The organism is Salipiger abyssi, assembly GCF_017311415.1.
Taxonomy (GTDB): Bacteria; Pseudomonadota; Alphaproteobacteria; order Rhodobacterales; family Rhodobacteraceae; genus Salipiger; species Salipiger abyssi_A.
In genome coordinates this window covers 163,087-177,831 of sequence record NZ_JAEKIS010000002.1, presented here as the reverse complement: position 1 = coordinate 177,831, position 14,745 = coordinate 163,087, and the positions used below count along the sequence as shown (strand labels likewise).

The following is a 14,745-nucleotide window of genomic DNA, read 5'->3' as shown; positions in this document are numbered from 1 at the left end:
GGTCACGATGCTCGCCTGTCCGTCGTTATGCTATATGTTGTTGAGAAAGCTTATATCAGAGACAGGATATGGGGCGCAATGGCAGCGGCACCACAAATCTGGCAGCCACCGGGATTGCCTGCTAACAATCTGTTTTTGTTGAAAAATAACGACTCGGCGCGCAGGCTTATAAACATGGAACCATGATGAGGTAAAGCGATGCAGGAAACGCCGACGGAACTCATGCTCAGGGGCTACGGTCTGACCACTGCCGAGATCTTCTACCGGATGCCGGATTACCGGAACGTTCTCAACACCTTCGTCTGGCAGGATTACGATCTGGCGCCGGATCACCCGAAGCTCTTCGAATTCATCGAGTTCTGGCAGGAAAAGATCGAGGGCCCGCTGCATTCGATCCGCTACACCCACCGCAAAATGGTCTCTGCCGGAGAGTGGCGGCAGGTGGTGGGGGAGTTCCGCTATCACTGAGGTCGTCTTGGGGGCGCTGCCCCTCGCGCGCCGGGGCGCGCATCCCCCGGGATATTTGAAGGCCAATGGAAACGCAGAGGGTTTCCATTGGCAGATAAATAACCCGGGGTGAATTGTCCCGGATCAACGATCCGGGACAAGAGGGGCTGGCCCCTCCTGCGGTCCTGTCAGGGAATGATGCGGGTGTATTTCGTGCCTTCCAGGGTCGCGCCGACCCGCAGGCCGGACTGGCCGAAAATCACCGCGATGACCGGCGACAGCGAGGTCGTGGTTTCGGCGGCCAGCGTGTCGCCTTTCTCGGGGGTGGCGTATTCGATATTGGCGGCGGCGGCCCAGCCCGGCGAGCGGCGGAAATTCATCAGCGCCTCGTCGGTCATGAAGAACAGCACATGCGCATATTGCTGCGCGCCGATCTGAAGCCCACCGGAGCCGCGCACCATCGAGTAATAGTCCACCGTGGCGCCACCGACGCGCAGCGCGCCGCGCCCATAGGCGCCGCCGAGGCCGAGCCCCGCTTCGGTGACCAGCGGCATGACGAGCAGCCCCGCCGCCTTTTCCGACAGGTTCACCGTGCCGGGAAACTGGCTGTACATCTGGCTCAGCGTGGCGTTCACGCGGGCGTCGATCTTGGCGCTGCCCGAACTGCCGATACCGTTACCACATGCGCTCAAAACGCCCATTGCCCCCAGGCCGAGGGTGAGCGTGCGTCGGGTCATATCCATTGGTCTGCTCAATGTCCTGTATTGATGATTTGCCGGTGCCTCTGAAACCCGGCTGTTTCGCCGGTTGTGGCGCAGTATAACCGCGCCCGGCGCGGCTGTCACGCCGCAACGAGCGGTGCGCGCGGCAATCCGCCTCAGCCGTTGAGCAGCTTTGCCGCGGCGGGCGCGAAATAGGTCAGCACGCCGTCGCAGCCGGCGCGTTTGAACGCGGTCAGGCTTTCGAGCATGACCCGGTCGTGGTCAAGCCAGCCGCGCTCGGCGGCGCCCGCCAGCATCGCGTATTCGCCCGAGACCTGGTAGGCGAAGGTCGGCGCGCCGAACATCTCCTTGGCGCGGCGGCAGATGTCGAGATAGGGCATGCCGGGTTTGACCATGATCATGTCGGCGCCTTCGCAGAGATCGCGCTCCACCAGCCGCATGGCCTCGTCGGAATTGCCCGGCTGCATCTGATAGGTGGTCTTGTCGCCCTTGAGTGCGCCCGAGGCGCCGACCGCGTCGCGGAACGGCCCGTAAAAGGCGCTGGCATATTTCGCGGCATAGGAGAGCAGCAACGTGTTGCGGAAGCCCTCGCGCTCCAGCTCGTTGCGGATCGCGCCGATGCGGCCGTCCATCATGTCGGATGGGCCGATGATGTCGGCGCCGGCGCGGGCCTGGCTCATCGCCTGTTTCACCAGCGCCTCGACGGTCTCGTCATTGACGATCTCGCCATCGACGACAAAGCCGTCATGGCCGGTGCTGCTATAGGGGTCGAGCGCCACGTCGGTCATCACCGCGAGATCGGGCACCGCGTCCTTGATCGCGCGGGTGGCGCGGTTCGACAGGTTCTCGGGGTTCCAGGCCTCGGCGCAATCCTCGGTCTTTTTCGCCGGGTCGGTATAGGGAAACAGGCAGATCGCCGGGATGCCCAGCGCATGCGCCTCGCGCGCCGCCTCGACCACCTTGTCGACCGACAGCCGGTTCACGCCGGGCATCGAGGCCACCGGTTCGACCACGCCCTCGCCGTCGCGCACGAAGATCGGCCAGATGAAATCGCCCGGGGTCAGAACCGACTGACCGACCAGCGCACGGATCGCGGGGGATTTGCGAAGACGGCGCAGCCGTGTGGCCGGGAAGGCGGCAATCGTGGGTTTCATCGGAGGGCCTCTCTTGTAAACGCGTTCCTTGGGTGGCATGGAAAGACGGCTCTCACAAGGCCCCGGACACGCGGGCCCTCTGCATAAGGACATCGGGCCGCCTTGGACTGGTATCTCATCGTTTTCGAAACCATCGACATGCGCTCGTTCTCGAACCTGTGGTTCTGGATCGCGCTGGCGGTGGTCTGGTCCACCGCCAGCCACTGGGTGCTGGGCGTGCCCTTCGACATGGTCATCCGCGCCCGCCGACATGGCGAGCAGGCGGCGGAGGATCTCGAGGACATGACTCGGATCAACGTGAACCGGCTGCTGCTCATCGCCGAGGGGGCGGGGCTTTGGATCGTGGCACTCGGCTCGGCGGTGCTGAGCGTTCTGGCGGTCTCGGGCTTTGTCTATGGCGTCGAGCTGATGCAGGCGCTGTTCCTGCTGGGCTTTCCGATGTCGATGGTCGGGCTGATGAGCGTTGCGACCGCCGCCCGCATCCGCCGCGACGCGCTGAGCGGACCGGATCTGTGGAAGCGGCTGACCAGTCATCGCTTCTGGACGCAGGTGATCGGCATGCTGTCGATCTTCGTCACCGCGCTCTGGGGAATGTTCCAGAATATGTCCCACAGCATTCTGGGCGGTTGACGGCAGCGCGCGCCCGCGCCACATCCCTTTTCCATGTCACACACCCGCATCATCATGGGCGGCGCGCCCGAAGGCTTCGACGCCAGGCTGGTTCTGGCTGAGGCCGAGAAATCGCACGGCCCCGTCATTCATATCGCGCGCGACGACAAGCGCATGGCCGCGCTGCGCGAGGCGCTGGCCTTTTTCGCGCCGGATATGCCGGTGATGAGCTTTCCCGCCTGGGATTGCCTGCCATACGACCGGGTGTCGCCCAATCCCGATATCTCGGCGGCGCGCATGTCGACGCTGGCGGGGCTGGTGCACGGGATGCCGCAGCGCTTCATCCTGCTGACCACGCTCTCGGCGGCGACGCAGTATCTGCCCGCGCGCGAGGTGCTGCGCGAGGCGGCCTTTGCCGCCCGCGTCGGCGACCGGATCGACGAGGCCGGGCTGCGCGCCTTCCTCGTGCGCATGGGTTTTTCCCAGGCGCCCACGGTGACCGAGCCGGGCGATTATGCCATTCGCGGCGGCATCATCGACATCTACCCGCCGGGCGAGGGCGGGCCGGTGCGGCTCGACCTCTTCGGCGATGTGCTGGACGGGGCGCGGCGCTTTGACGCGATCTCGCAGCGCACCACCGAAAAGCTCGACATGATCGAGCTGGCGCCGGTCTCGGAGGTCATTCTCGACGAGGCGGCGATCACCCGGTTCCGGCAGAATTACCGGATCGAGTTCGGCGCCGGCGGCACCGACGATCCGCTTTACGAGTCGGTCAGTGCCGGGCGCAAGCAGCAGGGCATGGAGCACTGGCTGCCGTTCTTCCACGAGCGGCTGGAGACGCTGTTCGACTACCTGCCCGGCGCGCCGGTGCTGATGGACGACCAGCTTACGCCGGCCCGGCTGGCGCGCTGGGAGAGCATCGAGGATCAGTACCAGACCCGCCGCCACGCCATGGCGCAGAAGGGCCGGATGGACTCGGTCTACAAGCCCGTGCCGCCGGGGCAGCTCTATCTCGACGATGCCGCCTGGGAGGCGGCGCTGGAGGGCCGCCGCGCGGTGCAGTTCCACCCGCTGCAACAGGCCAGCGGGCCGGGCGTGGTGGATGCGGGCGGGCGTATCGGGCGCAATTTCGCGCCCGAGCGGCAGCAGGAAAATATCAGCCTCTTCAGCGCCTTGGCGGACCATGTTCGCAAGAAGCTTCAGGACGGACCGGTGCTCATCGCCTCGTGGTCCGAGGGCGCGCGCGAGCGCCTGACCGGGCTTATCGAGGATGAGGGGCTGGCCGAGGCGATCCCGGTCGGCAACGGCACCCGCATCGGCAAGCGCGGGCTGCATCTGGCGGTCTGGGCGCTGGAAAGCGGCTTCGAGGCGCCCTGGGGCGATCCGAAGGACCGGCAGCGGATCACGGTGATTTCCGAACAGGACGTGCTGGGCGACCGGCTGATCCGCGCGCCGAAAAAGCGCCGCAAGGCCGAGAATTTCCTGACCGAGACGCAATCTCTGTCTCCGGGCGATCTGGTGGTGCATGTGGATCACGGAATCGGGCGCTATCAGGGCATGGAGGTGATCACCGCCGCCGGTGCCGCGCATGAATGCCTGCTGCTGGAATATGCCGAGGGCGCGCGGCTTTACCTGCCGGTGGAGAATATCGAACTGCTGAGCCGTTACGGTCATGAGGACGGGCTGCTCGACCGTCTCGGCGGCGGCGCCTGGCAGGCCAAGAAGGCGCGGCTCAAGGAGCGCATCCGCGAGATGGCGGACAAGCTCATCCGCGTTGCCGCCGAGCGCGCGTTGCGCAAGGCGCCCGTCATCGACCCGCCGCCGGGCGCCTGGGAGAGCTTTTGCGCGCGCTTTCCCTATACCGAGACCGACGACCAGATCCGCGCCATCGAGGATGTGCTGGCGGATATGGACAGCGGCCAGCCGATGGATCGGCTGATCTGCGGCGATGTCGGCTTCGGCAAGACAGAGGTCGCCATGCGCGCGGCCTTCGTCGCCGCCATGTCCGGCGTTCAGGTGGCGGTGATCGCGCCCACCACGCTGCTGGCGCGGCAGCATTACAAGAGCTTTGCCGAGCGCTTTCGCGGCTTCCCGATCAATGTGGCGCCGCTGTCGCGCTTCGTCTCATCGGGGCAGGCGGCCAAGACCCGTGACGGCATCGCCAAGGGCACGGTCGATATCGCGGTCGGCACCCATGCGCTGCTCGCCAAGAACATCCGCTTCCAGAATCTCGGCCTGTTGATCATCGACGAGGAGCAGCATTTCGGCGTCGGCCACAAGGAGCGTCTGAAACAGCTCCGCTCCGACATCCATGTGCTGACGCTCACCGCCACGCCGATCCCGCGCACGCTGCAACTGTCGCTCTCGGGCGTGCGGGATCTGTCGATCATCGGCACGCCGCCGGTCGACCGGCTGGCGATCCGCACCTATGTGAGCGAATTCGATGCGGTCACCATCCGCGAGGCGCTGCTGCGTGAACATTACCGGGGCGGGCAGAGTTTCTATGTGGTGCCGCGTATTTCGGATCTTCCCGAAATAGAGGAATTCCTGCGCGAACAGGTGCCCGAGGTGAGCTATGTCGTCGCCCACGGTCAGATGCCGGCGGGCGAGCTCGACGACAAGATGAACGCGTTTTACGACGGCAAGTTCGACGTGCTGCTGGCCACCACCATCGTCGAGAGCGGGCTCGACATTCCCACCGCCAACACCATGGTGGTGCACCGCGCCGACATGTTCGGCCTCGCGCAGCTCTACCAGATCCGTGGCCGGGTCGGGCGCTCCAAGACCCGCGCCTATGCCTATATGACGACGAAACCGCGCGCGCGCCTCACCGATACCGCCGAGAAGCGGCTGCGCGTGCTGGGCTCGCTCGACACGCTGGGGGCGGGCTTTACGCTGGCGAGCCAGGATCTGGACATTCGCGGCGCCGGCAACCTGCTCGGCGAGGAGCAGTCGGGCCAGATGCGCGATGTGGGCTATGAGCTTTACCAGTCGATGCTGGAAGAGGCGATTGCCAAGATCAAGTCGGGCGAGACCGAGGGGCTGCTGGAAGACGACGGGCAATGGGCGCCGCAGATCAATCTCGGCGTGCCGGTGCTGATCCCCGAGGATTACGTGCCCGATCTCGACGTGCGGCTGGGGCTCTACCGGCGCCTCAGCGAGCTTTCCACCAAGGTCGAGCTCGAAGGTTTCGCCGCCGAGCTCATCGACCGGTTCGGCAAGCTGCCGAAGGAGGTCAACACGCTGCTGCTGGTGGTGCGCATCAAGGACATGTGCAAGCGCGCCGGCATCGCCAAGCTCGACGGCGGGCCCAAGGGCGCGACGATCCAGTTCCACAACGACAAGTTCGCCAAGCCCGAGGGGCTGGTCTCTTTCATCCAGGATCAGAACGGGCTCGCCAAGATCAAGGACAACAAGATCGTGGTGCGGCGCGACTGGAAGAAGGACAGCGACAAGATCAAGGGCGCCTATGCCATCGCCCGCGATCTGGCGGAAAAGGCCGGTGCGATCCGGCTGAAGAAGGAGGCCTGAGGGGCCGGGAAGGCGGCGGATGCGCATCGCCTCGCTCAATATGCAGAACCTGCGGCTGCTGCCCGACGAGGCGGGCGGGCATCTGCATGGCGCGCGCGACCGTGACGAGCCGCCGGCGCCGCAGCATGACGAAGCCGACCGGCGCCTGACGGCAGAGCTCTTGGCGGCGACGCGGGCCGATGTGGTGGCCTTGCAGGAGGTGTTCGATGCCGAGAGCCTCGATTTCTTCCACGACCGCTATCTCGCGCCGCGCGCGGGGCCTTATCGCCACCGGCTCTGCCTGCCGGGCAATGACGGGCGCGGGCTCGACGTGGCGCTGATGGCGCGGCGGCGCTGGGACGTGGCGCGCAGCCATGCGGCGCTCACCGCCACCGATCTCGGGCTGAGCGCGCCCGGGGGCATGCCGCCGGATCAGCCGGTGTTTCGGCGCGACTGTCTTGAGGCGCGGTTCGGTGCGCTGACGCTGTTTGTCGTGCATTTCAAGGCGCCGGCGCCGGACCCGGCGCGCGCCTGGGCGCTGCGGCGGCTGGAGGCGGAGGCGGTGCTGCGCCTGCTGCCCAAGGGGGGCGATGCGCTCTGGCTGGTCATCGGCGATCTCAACGAGCCGCGCGAGGGTGGCGCGCGCGCCATTGCGCCGCTGGAAACCGCCGGGGTCGATCTGGGGCTGCGCCTGCCGGAGCACGCGCGCTGGACCTATTACGAGCCGCATATCCGCGCGCATCATCGCCCCGATGCGCTGATTGCCTCGACGGCGCTGGCGGCGCGCTGCCCCGATGCGGTGCCGCGTGTGCTGCATCGCGGGCTCGGTCACGAGGCCGGGCCGGGGCAGGGCGCGCGGCTGGAGGGTGTCGGCCATCACCGGCCCCATGCCAGCGATCACGCGGCGCTGGTGGTCGATCTGCCGGGGCTCTGATGTGCCCGGAAACGAGAACGGCCGCAGAGGTCATCCCTGCGGCCGTTTTCAAGATTGCGAAGTCGTCGGATTACTGGCGCAGCGCCGAGCTTTCGTCGAACGCGGCGGTGAAGCCCGACAGCGACATGTCCAGCTCGACCCGCTGATCGGGGGCCAGCGCCGGAACGATGCTCACCTTCGCCACGCTGCCGGCCTTGAAGCGCGCCACGTCATCGGCGGTAAAGCCAACGCGGGCATAGCAGCCGACCTGCGTGCAGAACGAGAAATCGAAGCGCTTGGCCTGGCCGCCATCGACGGCGATGGTCAGCTTCTGCGTCAGCAGCGTTTCGAGCGGCACGACAAAGGTGCCGCCGGCGGCGACCTGGCCGCCATTGGCGAGGCGGAAGATGCTGACCTCGGCGACATTGCCGCCATTGCCGTCTTTCAACAGCTGGTACATCTGGCACGGATCCTCGGCCTCCGAGCCCTCGGGCGCGCGCAGGCATTGCAGCGCCCAGTCGCCATGGGTCGCCTTGACATAGGTCTCGGCCTGCTGAGCGGCCTCGCCCTCGGTCTCGCCCATCGTCAGGTCGCCGCCGATGGTGGCGCTCGCTCCGGACGTTGTGCTTTCTTCGCCGGTCTCTTGGCCTGCGTCCTCCTGGGCCAGCGCCGGAGCGGCGGCAAGGCTCGCCAGAAGCGGCAGGGCCCACAGGACGGAAAGCGGTCTGGTCATGGAAAGTCCCCTAAACTCTGATCGTTCTCACCGCCCGAGTAGCACGGCGCCGCGGCAGTGTCAGGCCGGAAAAACCATGCCTCGACGGGGCGGCGGAAAGCCGCAAGACAGAGTGCAAAAAGAGAAAAGGGACCAAATGGTCCCTTCCCCCTTGCTCCCTGCCGGACCGGCCGGCTTTGTCATTGGGCGAACGCTACGAAACTCTTTTGCAACGGTCAACAGGGTTTCTCACAGTTCCGCGATCACTTTCCAAGGAAAAAGGCCGCACCCGAAGGGCGCGGCCAGTCTGACAGGGAGGAAGTCAGCCCGGAGCAGGAGAGGACATGTTGCCCCGGACAAAATTGATACTGGCATCAAATGGTTAAGAATGTATGCTCCGCTGCGCGCGTTGTTGGAGGGCGGGGATGGAAAACGGCGTTTTTATAGGCGGTGGCGGGGCTGGCTACGGCGAAAAGCAGTATCTGGCGCTGAAATACGCCAATCGCCACGGTCTGGTGGCCGGCGCGACGGGCACCGGCAAGACGGTGACGCTGCAAATCCTGGCGGAAGGCTTTTCCAACGCCGGCGTGCCGGTGTTTCTGGCGGATGTGAAGGGCGATCTCTCCGGTCTGGCGCGCGCGGGCTCGCAGACCGGCAAGCTTCACGATGCGTTTACCGAGCGCAACGGCAAGATCGGTTTCGACGATTTCACCTATCAGGGCTTTCCGGCGGTGTTCTGGGATCTCTTCGGCGAAAAGGGCCATCCGGTGCGCACCACGGTGGCCGAGATGGGGCCTTTGCTGCTGGCCCGGCTGCTGGAGCTGAGCGAGGCGCAGGAGGGTATTCTGAACATCGCCTTCCGGCTGTCGGATGAGCAGGGGCTGCCGCTGCTCGATCTCAAGGATCTTCAGGCGCTGCTGGTCTGGGTGGGCGAAAACGCCAAGGAGCTAAGCCTGCGCTACGGCAATATCTCCACCGCCTCGGTGGGCGCGATCCAGCGCCGGCTGCTGGTGCTGGAGAACCAGGGCGGCACAAAGCTTTTCGGCGAGCCGGCGCTGGATCTGGCCGATCTGATGCGGGTCGATGCCGAGGGGCGCGGGCAGGTGAATATCCTTGCCGCCGATGCGCTGATGGGTGCACCACGGCTTTACGCGACCTTCCTGCTCTGGCTGCTCTCGGAGCTCTTCGAAGAGTTGCCGGAGGTGGGCGATCCGGAAAAACCGAAGCTGGTCTTCTTCTTCGACGAGGCGCATCTGCTCTTCGACGATGCGCCGAAGGCGCTGGTCGACAAGGTGGAGCAGGTGGCGCGGCTGATCCGCTCCAAGGGGGTGGGGGTCTACTTCATCACCCAGAACCCTGACGACATCCCCGAGGACATTCTCGGCCAGCTCGGCAATCGGGTGCAGCACGCGCTGCGCGCCTTCACCGCGCGCGACAAGAAAGCGCTGCGCATGGCCGCCGAGACCTATCGCCCGAACCCGGAATTCGACACCGAAGAAGCGATCCGTGAGGTCGGCACCGGCGAGGCGGTGACCTCGATGCTGCAAAAGAAGGGCGTGCCGGGGATCGTGATGCGCACGCTGATCCGTCCGCCCTCGTCGCAGCTCGGGCCGATCTCTGAGGCCGAGCGTGCGGATGTGATCGCCGCCTCGCCGCTTGGGGCGAAATACGATGTGACGGTCGACCGGCAGTCGGCCTATGAGATGCTGGCGGCCCGGGCCGAGGCGGCAGCGCGGGCCGCCGAAGAGGCCGAGCGCAAGGCGGAGGTGGGCGCGCCGGAAACCGGGGACGCGGGCGATCTCATCCGCGAATACAACCGCGCCCGGCGTTACGATCCGACCCCGCGCGCCAGCACGACGCGCAAGAGCACACCGAAACGCAGCTCCACGCGCTATTCGGCGCCCAACTCCATTGGTGAAGCGCTGGAACAGGCGGTGCTCAAGGAGCTCTCGGGCACCACGGGCAAACGGCTGGTGCGGGGCATTCTGGGGTCGTTTTTCAAGGCGCGGTGAGGGGAGCCTATTTCTTACCTTGTCATCCCTCGCGCTCAGGCGCGGAACAAGGCCGCAGGCCGCCTCTCACACATCGCAAAGCGATGTGTTGCCGGCAGGCGTTTGCAAGCAAACGCCGAGAGGCGCGCCATCGTCATGCCGAAGGCATGCCTCGGGCATGACCCGCCCCGTCGCACCAAAGGTGCGCCGTTTATAATCGGCACGCCTTTGGCGTGACGGGCTGGCGATTTGGTGACGCCAGTGTCGCGTTTCGAGGTCATTCGGACTTGGCAGGGATAAAGTAAGAGGTTCAGAGGGAAGATCGCCATCCCACGGGCCGGCGATGGCGCGGCTTTCGCTTATGCGATATCGCGGCTCCAGAAATCCCGCCCCGGACTTGATCCGGGGCCTCTGGTTTCGGGATCTTACGTCGCGTTTTCCGGGAATGCCCGGCGGGAAGGGAGAGGCCCCGGATCAGGTCCGGGGCGGGGGCCGCATCACTGGCGGGGGCGCCGTCACTCCGCTGCCAGCACGCCGCGCGCCACCGCGTCGAAGAACCGGCCCAGCCGGTGGCGGTCCACCGGTTTGCTCAGCAGCTCGATCTCCAGCGCCGCGCAGGCCTCGCGCAGCGCCTCGGAGCGGTCGGCGGAGACGATGGCGCAGGGCAGGCGGCCCAGGCGCGTTGTGATCTCGCGGAAAAGCTCCGTGCCCGTCATCCCCGGCCCGAGCTGGTAATCCAGCAGCAGCGCGTCCGGCGTCAGCTCCAGATCCGCCAGCAGGTCGAGCGCGCTCTCCGCGTCCTCCGCCTCGATCACACTTACGCCCCAGCTTTCCATCAGCACGGTGATCGCCCGGCGCAGCTGCGGCTCGTTCTCGACCAGGAGCGCGATCAGCCCGGCCTGCGCCAGCCCCACCGGGCGCGCGGGGCCGAGGCTTACGGGCCGCGCCGGCGCTGCGGCGCCCACCACCGGCAGGCTGACCATGAAGCACGAGCCGCGCCCGGGCTCCGACCAGAGCCCCAGCGGATGGCCGAGCCGGGCACAGGCGCGCTCCACGATGGCAAGGCCCAGCCCCAGCCCGTCATTGCTGGAGGCGCGGGTGTCGAGCCGGCGGAACTCCTCGAAGATCGCCGACTGATCCTCCTCGGCGATGCCCGGCCCGGTATCCCAGACCTCGATGCGCGCGGTGCCGGCCTGGCGCCGCACGCCCACCACCACGCGCCCGGCCTCGGTGTAGCGGATCGCATTGGCCACGAGGTTCTGCACCACGCGGCGCATATAGGCCGGGTCGGTCTCTACCGTCAGGCCGCTGTCGATCATCCGCAGGCTCAGCCCCTTGCGCGCCGCCAGCACCTCCATCTCGTCGCGCAGCGGCGCGAAGATCTCGCGCAGCGCCACCGGGCGGATGTCGAAATTCAGCCCGTCGGATTCCAGCTTGGAGATATCCAGCAGCGCGTCGATCAACTGCTCGGCGGAGGTCAGCGCGGATTCCGTCTTGTCGAGCACTGCGCGGTCGGCGGCATTGCCGCAGCGGTCGGCCAGCGAGGAGACGAAGAGCTTGGCGGCCGAGAGCGGTTGCAGCAGATCGTGGCTCGCCGCCGCGACAAAGCGCGATTTCGAGGCATTGGCGCGTTCGGCGGCAGAGAGCGCATCCTCCAGCTCCAGCGTGCGCTCCATCACCCGCTGTTCCAGCATCTCGTTGACCTCGGTCAGCCGCCGCGCCGCCTCGCGCTCGGCGGTGACATCGGTGCAGGAGAAAAGGAACCCGCCATCGGGCATGCCGCGCCCGAAGACCTGTAGGACCACATTCGTGTCGCGCGTCAGCTCGAAGCTGATCGGCCCGCGCAGCCCCTCCGCCGCCGCCCAGCGCCGGAAACAGTCGCGGTCGCTGGAATAGGTGAAGGTCAGCTCTTGCTCCAGCCGCTCCAGCAGCCGGGCAAAGGAGGCGCCCAGATGCAGCCGCCGCGCGGTGAGGTTGAGCAGGGTGCCGATCTTTTCGTTCCACGCCACCAGCCGGGCGTTCTCGTCGAAGATGCAGACGCCCTGATCGAGATGGTCGAGCGTGGCGCGGATCATCCGCGTCTGCTTGTCCTTGAGCTTCAGCCGCTCCTGCCGCTCCAGCCGGATGATGTCGGTCACATCGGTCTGGAGCACCACGGTGCCGCCATTCGCGGTGCGATGCTCGGAGACCTGCAACCAGCGGTCCTGCCCGTGGCGCACGTTGAACAGAACCCTGCGGTCGGTGTGCTTGCGCATGCGGTCGGCGGCCCAGGCCTCGGAGCTGATGCCCTCGGGCAGGGCGAGATAGCGCGAGCGGCTGACCCGCTCCACATATCCGGCAAAGGCGAGACCGGGGCGCAGATCGCGCACCGTGTCGCGGAAATCGCGGCAGAAGCGCGAGTTGCACATCACCAGCACGTCGTCGCCGTCGAAAAGCGCAAAGCCCTCCGATACGGTCTCGATGGCGTCGGCGAGGTTGCGGCGCGCGGCCTCGGTCTCGTCATTGGCGCGGGCGAGCTGGGCGTTCGACTCATGCAAAAGATCGAGCGTGCGTTCGAGCTCCAGCGTGCGCTCGCGCACCCGCTTTTCCAGCAGCGCCGCGCGCTCGAACTGGGCATAGGCCTCGCCCGACTGGGCCGGGCCGTGCTCCACATGCTCCATCAGCGCTTCGGCGATGCGCAGCAGCTTTTCGTTCTGCCGTTCGAGCGAATCCGCCGGGTTTATCAGCGACATTCGGGCGCCTCCTCCTCGGGCGGGTAGAAGGCCACGCCGGTCAGGGTCTGGTTCACATGCAGCGCGCCGAACTGCTCGCCATAGGTGTTGAAGCCGACGACATTGTGCTTGCTCAGGATGTCCGAGATCGCGCGGGTCTGCTGGAACTGCCCGGCCTCGACGCGGCGCAGCAGGCAGTCGCAGCCGAGGATCTGGCTGGGTGCGCGGTCGGCACCGAGCGCCGCCAGCTCCTCGTCGAGATGACGCGCCATGTCCTGATGTTCGGCAAGGGTCAGCACCATGCCGGCATTGATCGCCGAGAAGAACACCAGATTGCCATGCTCGTCGACGCGCTGGATCGAGCGGACATGGTGGCTGTCGCCGAGCCGCACCACCACCGGGTGCGCGGCAAAGGTAAAGGTGTCGAGCTGGTTGGGATCCTTGCCGAGCAGACGCGCATATTCGGCGGCGGCGGGTTCGGCATTGATCTCCTGCACGAGACGGCGGTCGGGATCGGCGCGGGTCACCACCATGCGGGTGCGGGTGGGCATCAGGTGGTCGAGGCTGAACACCTTGACCGGGCAGCGCGAGCGCACCAGCGCCAGCAGCGCCGCATTGCGCCGGACGACGCCGTTATGCGAGAGCCAGGTGGTGGCGAAATCCACCCCGTCGCCGGTGGAGCCGCCGAAAAGCGGCATCGGCCCCATGCCCGAGGCGAGGATCGAGGCGACATTCTCCTCCTGGAGCGACAGCCCGTCGACCATGAGAAAGGCGAATTCCGAGCCCTTGTCCGGTGCCGCGATGTTGAGCGCCATGCGGCGCTGGATGATCTGTTCGGTCATCTTGCGGTCGTCGAGCGCGTCCAGCCCGTCGATGGCGAAGGCGTCGACCGAGAACAGCTCGGAGGGAAAGCCCACCGCGATGATCTGGCCTTCCTCATAGCCGGCGCGGCCGATCTCGCCGGCGGTGGTGCAGGCAAAGACATCGGAGCCGCCAAAGGCGCCGATGGCCTCGCTGTTCAGCGCCCTGAAATCCGCCTGGGGAGAGGCAAAGAGGCAAACGAGTTCGAAAGGCCCGGGGCCAAGCTGCTCCGAGATCGCGGTGATCGGGTCCGGGGCGCCGCAGACAACCTGCGCGACGCGCAGGGCACCGGCCCGATATGTTTCCTCCCCTGCGGAGCCGGTCTGTGCTCCGTCCAATCGCTCGTCCTTTTCGCCGAGGTGCCCGGCAGGTTACGTCGCCGTGCCCTCGCTTGGCAAGACCCGCGTAAAGCTCGCCTCCTGCGCGATCAGCACCGCCTGCGTCCGGCTGTGCACCCCAAGCTTGCGCATGATCGCGGTGACATGCGCCTTTACCGTGGTTTCGGCGATCGACAGGTCATAGGCGATCTGCTTGTTCAGCTTGCCCTCGCAGATCAGCGACAGGATGCGTGCCTGCTGGTTGGTGAGCGTCGCCAGCCGCGCCAGCGCGTCGCCGGGGCCTTCGATGCCGGGGCCGTGCGGGTCGATATAGCCGTCGGGCACGAAGGGCTGGCCGCCGGAAAGCGCCTCGAAGGCGCGGCGGAACACCGAGCGCTGCGAATGCTTGGGCACGAACCCGTCGGCACCGGCCTTGAGCGCGTGGCTGATCATCCGGTTATCGGCCATCGACGAGGCGATGAGGATCGCGGCCCGGGGCGCCGCGTTGCGCAGGCGCACCAGACCGTCCAGCCCGTTCACATCGGGCAGGTTCAGATCGAGGATGATCAGGTCGGGCGGCTCGCCCTGACCGACGATCTCCAGAGCCTTTTCCAGCGTTCCGGCGGCGCGGATCTCTTCGAAATCCGCGATGGACTGCAGGGTCAGCGTCAGCGCGTCGCAGAACAGCGGATGGTCGTCAACGACCAGCGCGCGGTTCTGGCCGCCTTCCGAAAGCAATTGGACACGGTCTCTCATCATGGCGGCTCTGCTCCTCCTCTCCCGGATGTCAGGATAGTA

At 66.5% G+C, this 14,745-nt stretch carries 11 protein-coding genes; 5 read left to right on the top strand and 6 right to left on the bottom strand.

What is annotated here, in order from left to right; genetic code table 11:
• Positions 1-198: 198 nt before the first annotated feature.
• Positions 199-468: an usg protein gene (locus tag I6N89_RS04185; RefSeq protein WP_207016964.1), complete on the top strand. Its 270-nt coding sequence runs from the start codon at positions 199-201 to the stop codon at positions 466-468.
• A 167-nt stretch (positions 469-635) separates the two neighbouring features.
• Here the strand turns inward: I6N89_RS04185 and I6N89_RS04180 are convergent, their stop codons facing one another.
• Together I6N89_RS04180 and hemB are read right to left on the bottom strand one after the other, a co-directional pair.
• Positions 636-1,190 carry a YSC84-related protein gene (locus I6N89_RS04180; RefSeq protein ID WP_207016963.1) on the bottom strand — a complete coding sequence of 185 codons (555 nt, stop codon included), beginning with the start codon at positions 1,188-1,190 and terminating at the stop codon, positions 636-638.
• A 134-nt stretch (positions 1,191-1,324) separates the two neighbouring features.
• Positions 1,325-2,323: a porphobilinogen synthase gene (hemB, locus tag I6N89_RS04175; protein WP_207016962.1), complete on the bottom strand. Its 999-nt coding sequence runs from the start codon at positions 2,321-2,323 to the stop codon at positions 1,325-1,327.
• A 102-nt stretch (positions 2,324-2,425) separates the two neighbouring features.
• Between hemB and I6N89_RS04170 the strand changes: the two genes are divergently transcribed.
• From I6N89_RS04170 to I6N89_RS04160, 3 genes are read left to right on the top strand one after another with little or no spacing between them, the layout of a single operon-like run.
• Positions 2,426-2,953 carry a component of SufBCD complex gene (locus I6N89_RS04170; protein ID WP_207016961.1) on the top strand — a complete coding sequence of 176 codons (528 nt, stop codon included), beginning with the start codon at positions 2,426-2,428 and terminating at the stop codon, positions 2,951-2,953.
• A gap of 33 nt (positions 2,954-2,986) precedes the next feature.
• Positions 2,987-6,463 (top strand): transcription-repair coupling factor, encoded by a 3,477-nt coding sequence (gene mfd / locus I6N89_RS04165; protein WP_207016960.1) that lies wholly within the window; start codon positions 2,987-2,989, stop codon positions 6,461-6,463.
• 19 nt (positions 6,464-6,482) lie between these two features.
• On the top strand, positions 6,483-7,376 hold the full coding sequence (locus tag I6N89_RS04160; RefSeq protein WP_207016959.1) for an endonuclease/exonuclease/phosphatase family protein: 894 nt from the start codon (positions 6,483-6,485) through the stop codon (positions 7,374-7,376).
• A gap of 70 nt (positions 7,377-7,446) precedes the next feature.
• On the opposite strand, the gene I6N89_RS04155 is transcribed toward I6N89_RS04160, so the two are convergent.
• A complete protein-coding gene (locus I6N89_RS04155; protein ID WP_207016958.1) occupies positions 7,447-8,088 on the bottom strand; it encodes an invasion associated locus B family protein in 642 nt (213 codons plus the stop codon).
• Positions 8,089-8,492: 404 nt separating this feature from the next.
• On the opposite strand from I6N89_RS04155, the gene I6N89_RS04150 reads away from it, so the two are divergent.
• A complete protein-coding gene (locus I6N89_RS04150; protein ID WP_207016957.1) occupies positions 8,493-10,079 on the top strand; it encodes a helicase HerA-like domain-containing protein in 1,587 nt (528 codons plus the stop codon).
• Between the two features lie 494 nt (positions 10,080-10,573).
• On the opposite strand, the gene I6N89_RS04145 is transcribed toward I6N89_RS04150, so the two are convergent.
• The 3 genes from I6N89_RS04145 to I6N89_RS04135 are packed head-to-tail and all read right to left on the bottom strand — an operon-like array spanning position 10,574 to position 14,703.
• Positions 10,574-12,790: a PAS-domain containing protein gene (locus I6N89_RS04145; protein WP_207016956.1), complete on the bottom strand. Its 2,217-nt coding sequence runs from the start codon at positions 12,788-12,790 to the stop codon at positions 10,574-10,576.
• A complete protein-coding gene (locus I6N89_RS04140; protein ID WP_207016955.1) occupies positions 12,781-13,968 on the bottom strand; it encodes an FIST N-terminal domain-containing protein in 1,188 nt (395 codons plus the stop codon). Before I6N89_RS04140 ends, I6N89_RS04145 begins: the two co-directional genes overlap by 10 nt.
• 33 nt (positions 13,969-14,001) lie before the next feature.
• The gene (locus I6N89_RS04135; protein WP_076706099.1) at positions 14,002-14,703 is read right to left on the bottom strand and encodes a response regulator; all 702 of its coding nucleotides are present in this window, start codon (positions 14,701-14,703) and stop codon (positions 14,002-14,004) included.
• Positions 14,704-14,745 lie beyond the last annotated feature (42 nt).

Coding starts and splice junctions, on each gene's coding strand:
- I6N89_RS04185 (WP_207016964.1), top strand. CDS start 199: ATGCAGGAAACGCCGACGGAACTCATGCTCAGGGGCTACGGTCTGACC.
- I6N89_RS04180 (WP_207016963.1), bottom strand. CDS start 1,190: ATGGATATGACCCGACGCACGCTCACCCTCGGCCTGGGGGCAATGGGC.
- hemB (WP_207016962.1), bottom strand. CDS start 2,323: ATGAAACCCACGATTGCCGCCTTCCCGGCCACACGGCTGCGCCGTCTT.
- mfd (WP_207016960.1), top strand. CDS start 2,987: ATGTCACACACCCGCATCATCATGGGCGGCGCGCCCGAAGGCTTCGAC.
- I6N89_RS04160 (WP_207016959.1), top strand. CDS start 6,483: ATGCGCATCGCCTCGCTCAATATGCAGAACCTGCGGCTGCTGCCCGAC.
- I6N89_RS04155 (WP_207016958.1), bottom strand. CDS start 8,088: ATGACCAGACCGCTTTCCGTCCTGTGGGCCCTGCCGCTTCTGGCGAGC.
- I6N89_RS04150 (WP_207016957.1), top strand. CDS start 8,493: ATGGAAAACGGCGTTTTTATAGGCGGTGGCGGGGCTGGCTACGGCGAA.
- I6N89_RS04145 (WP_207016956.1), bottom strand. CDS start 12,790: ATGTCGCTGATAAACCCGGCGGATTCGCTCGAACGGCAGAACGAAAAG.
- I6N89_RS04135 (WP_076706099.1), bottom strand. CDS start 14,703: ATGAGAGACCGTGTCCAATTGCTTTCGGAAGGCGGCCAGAACCGCGCG.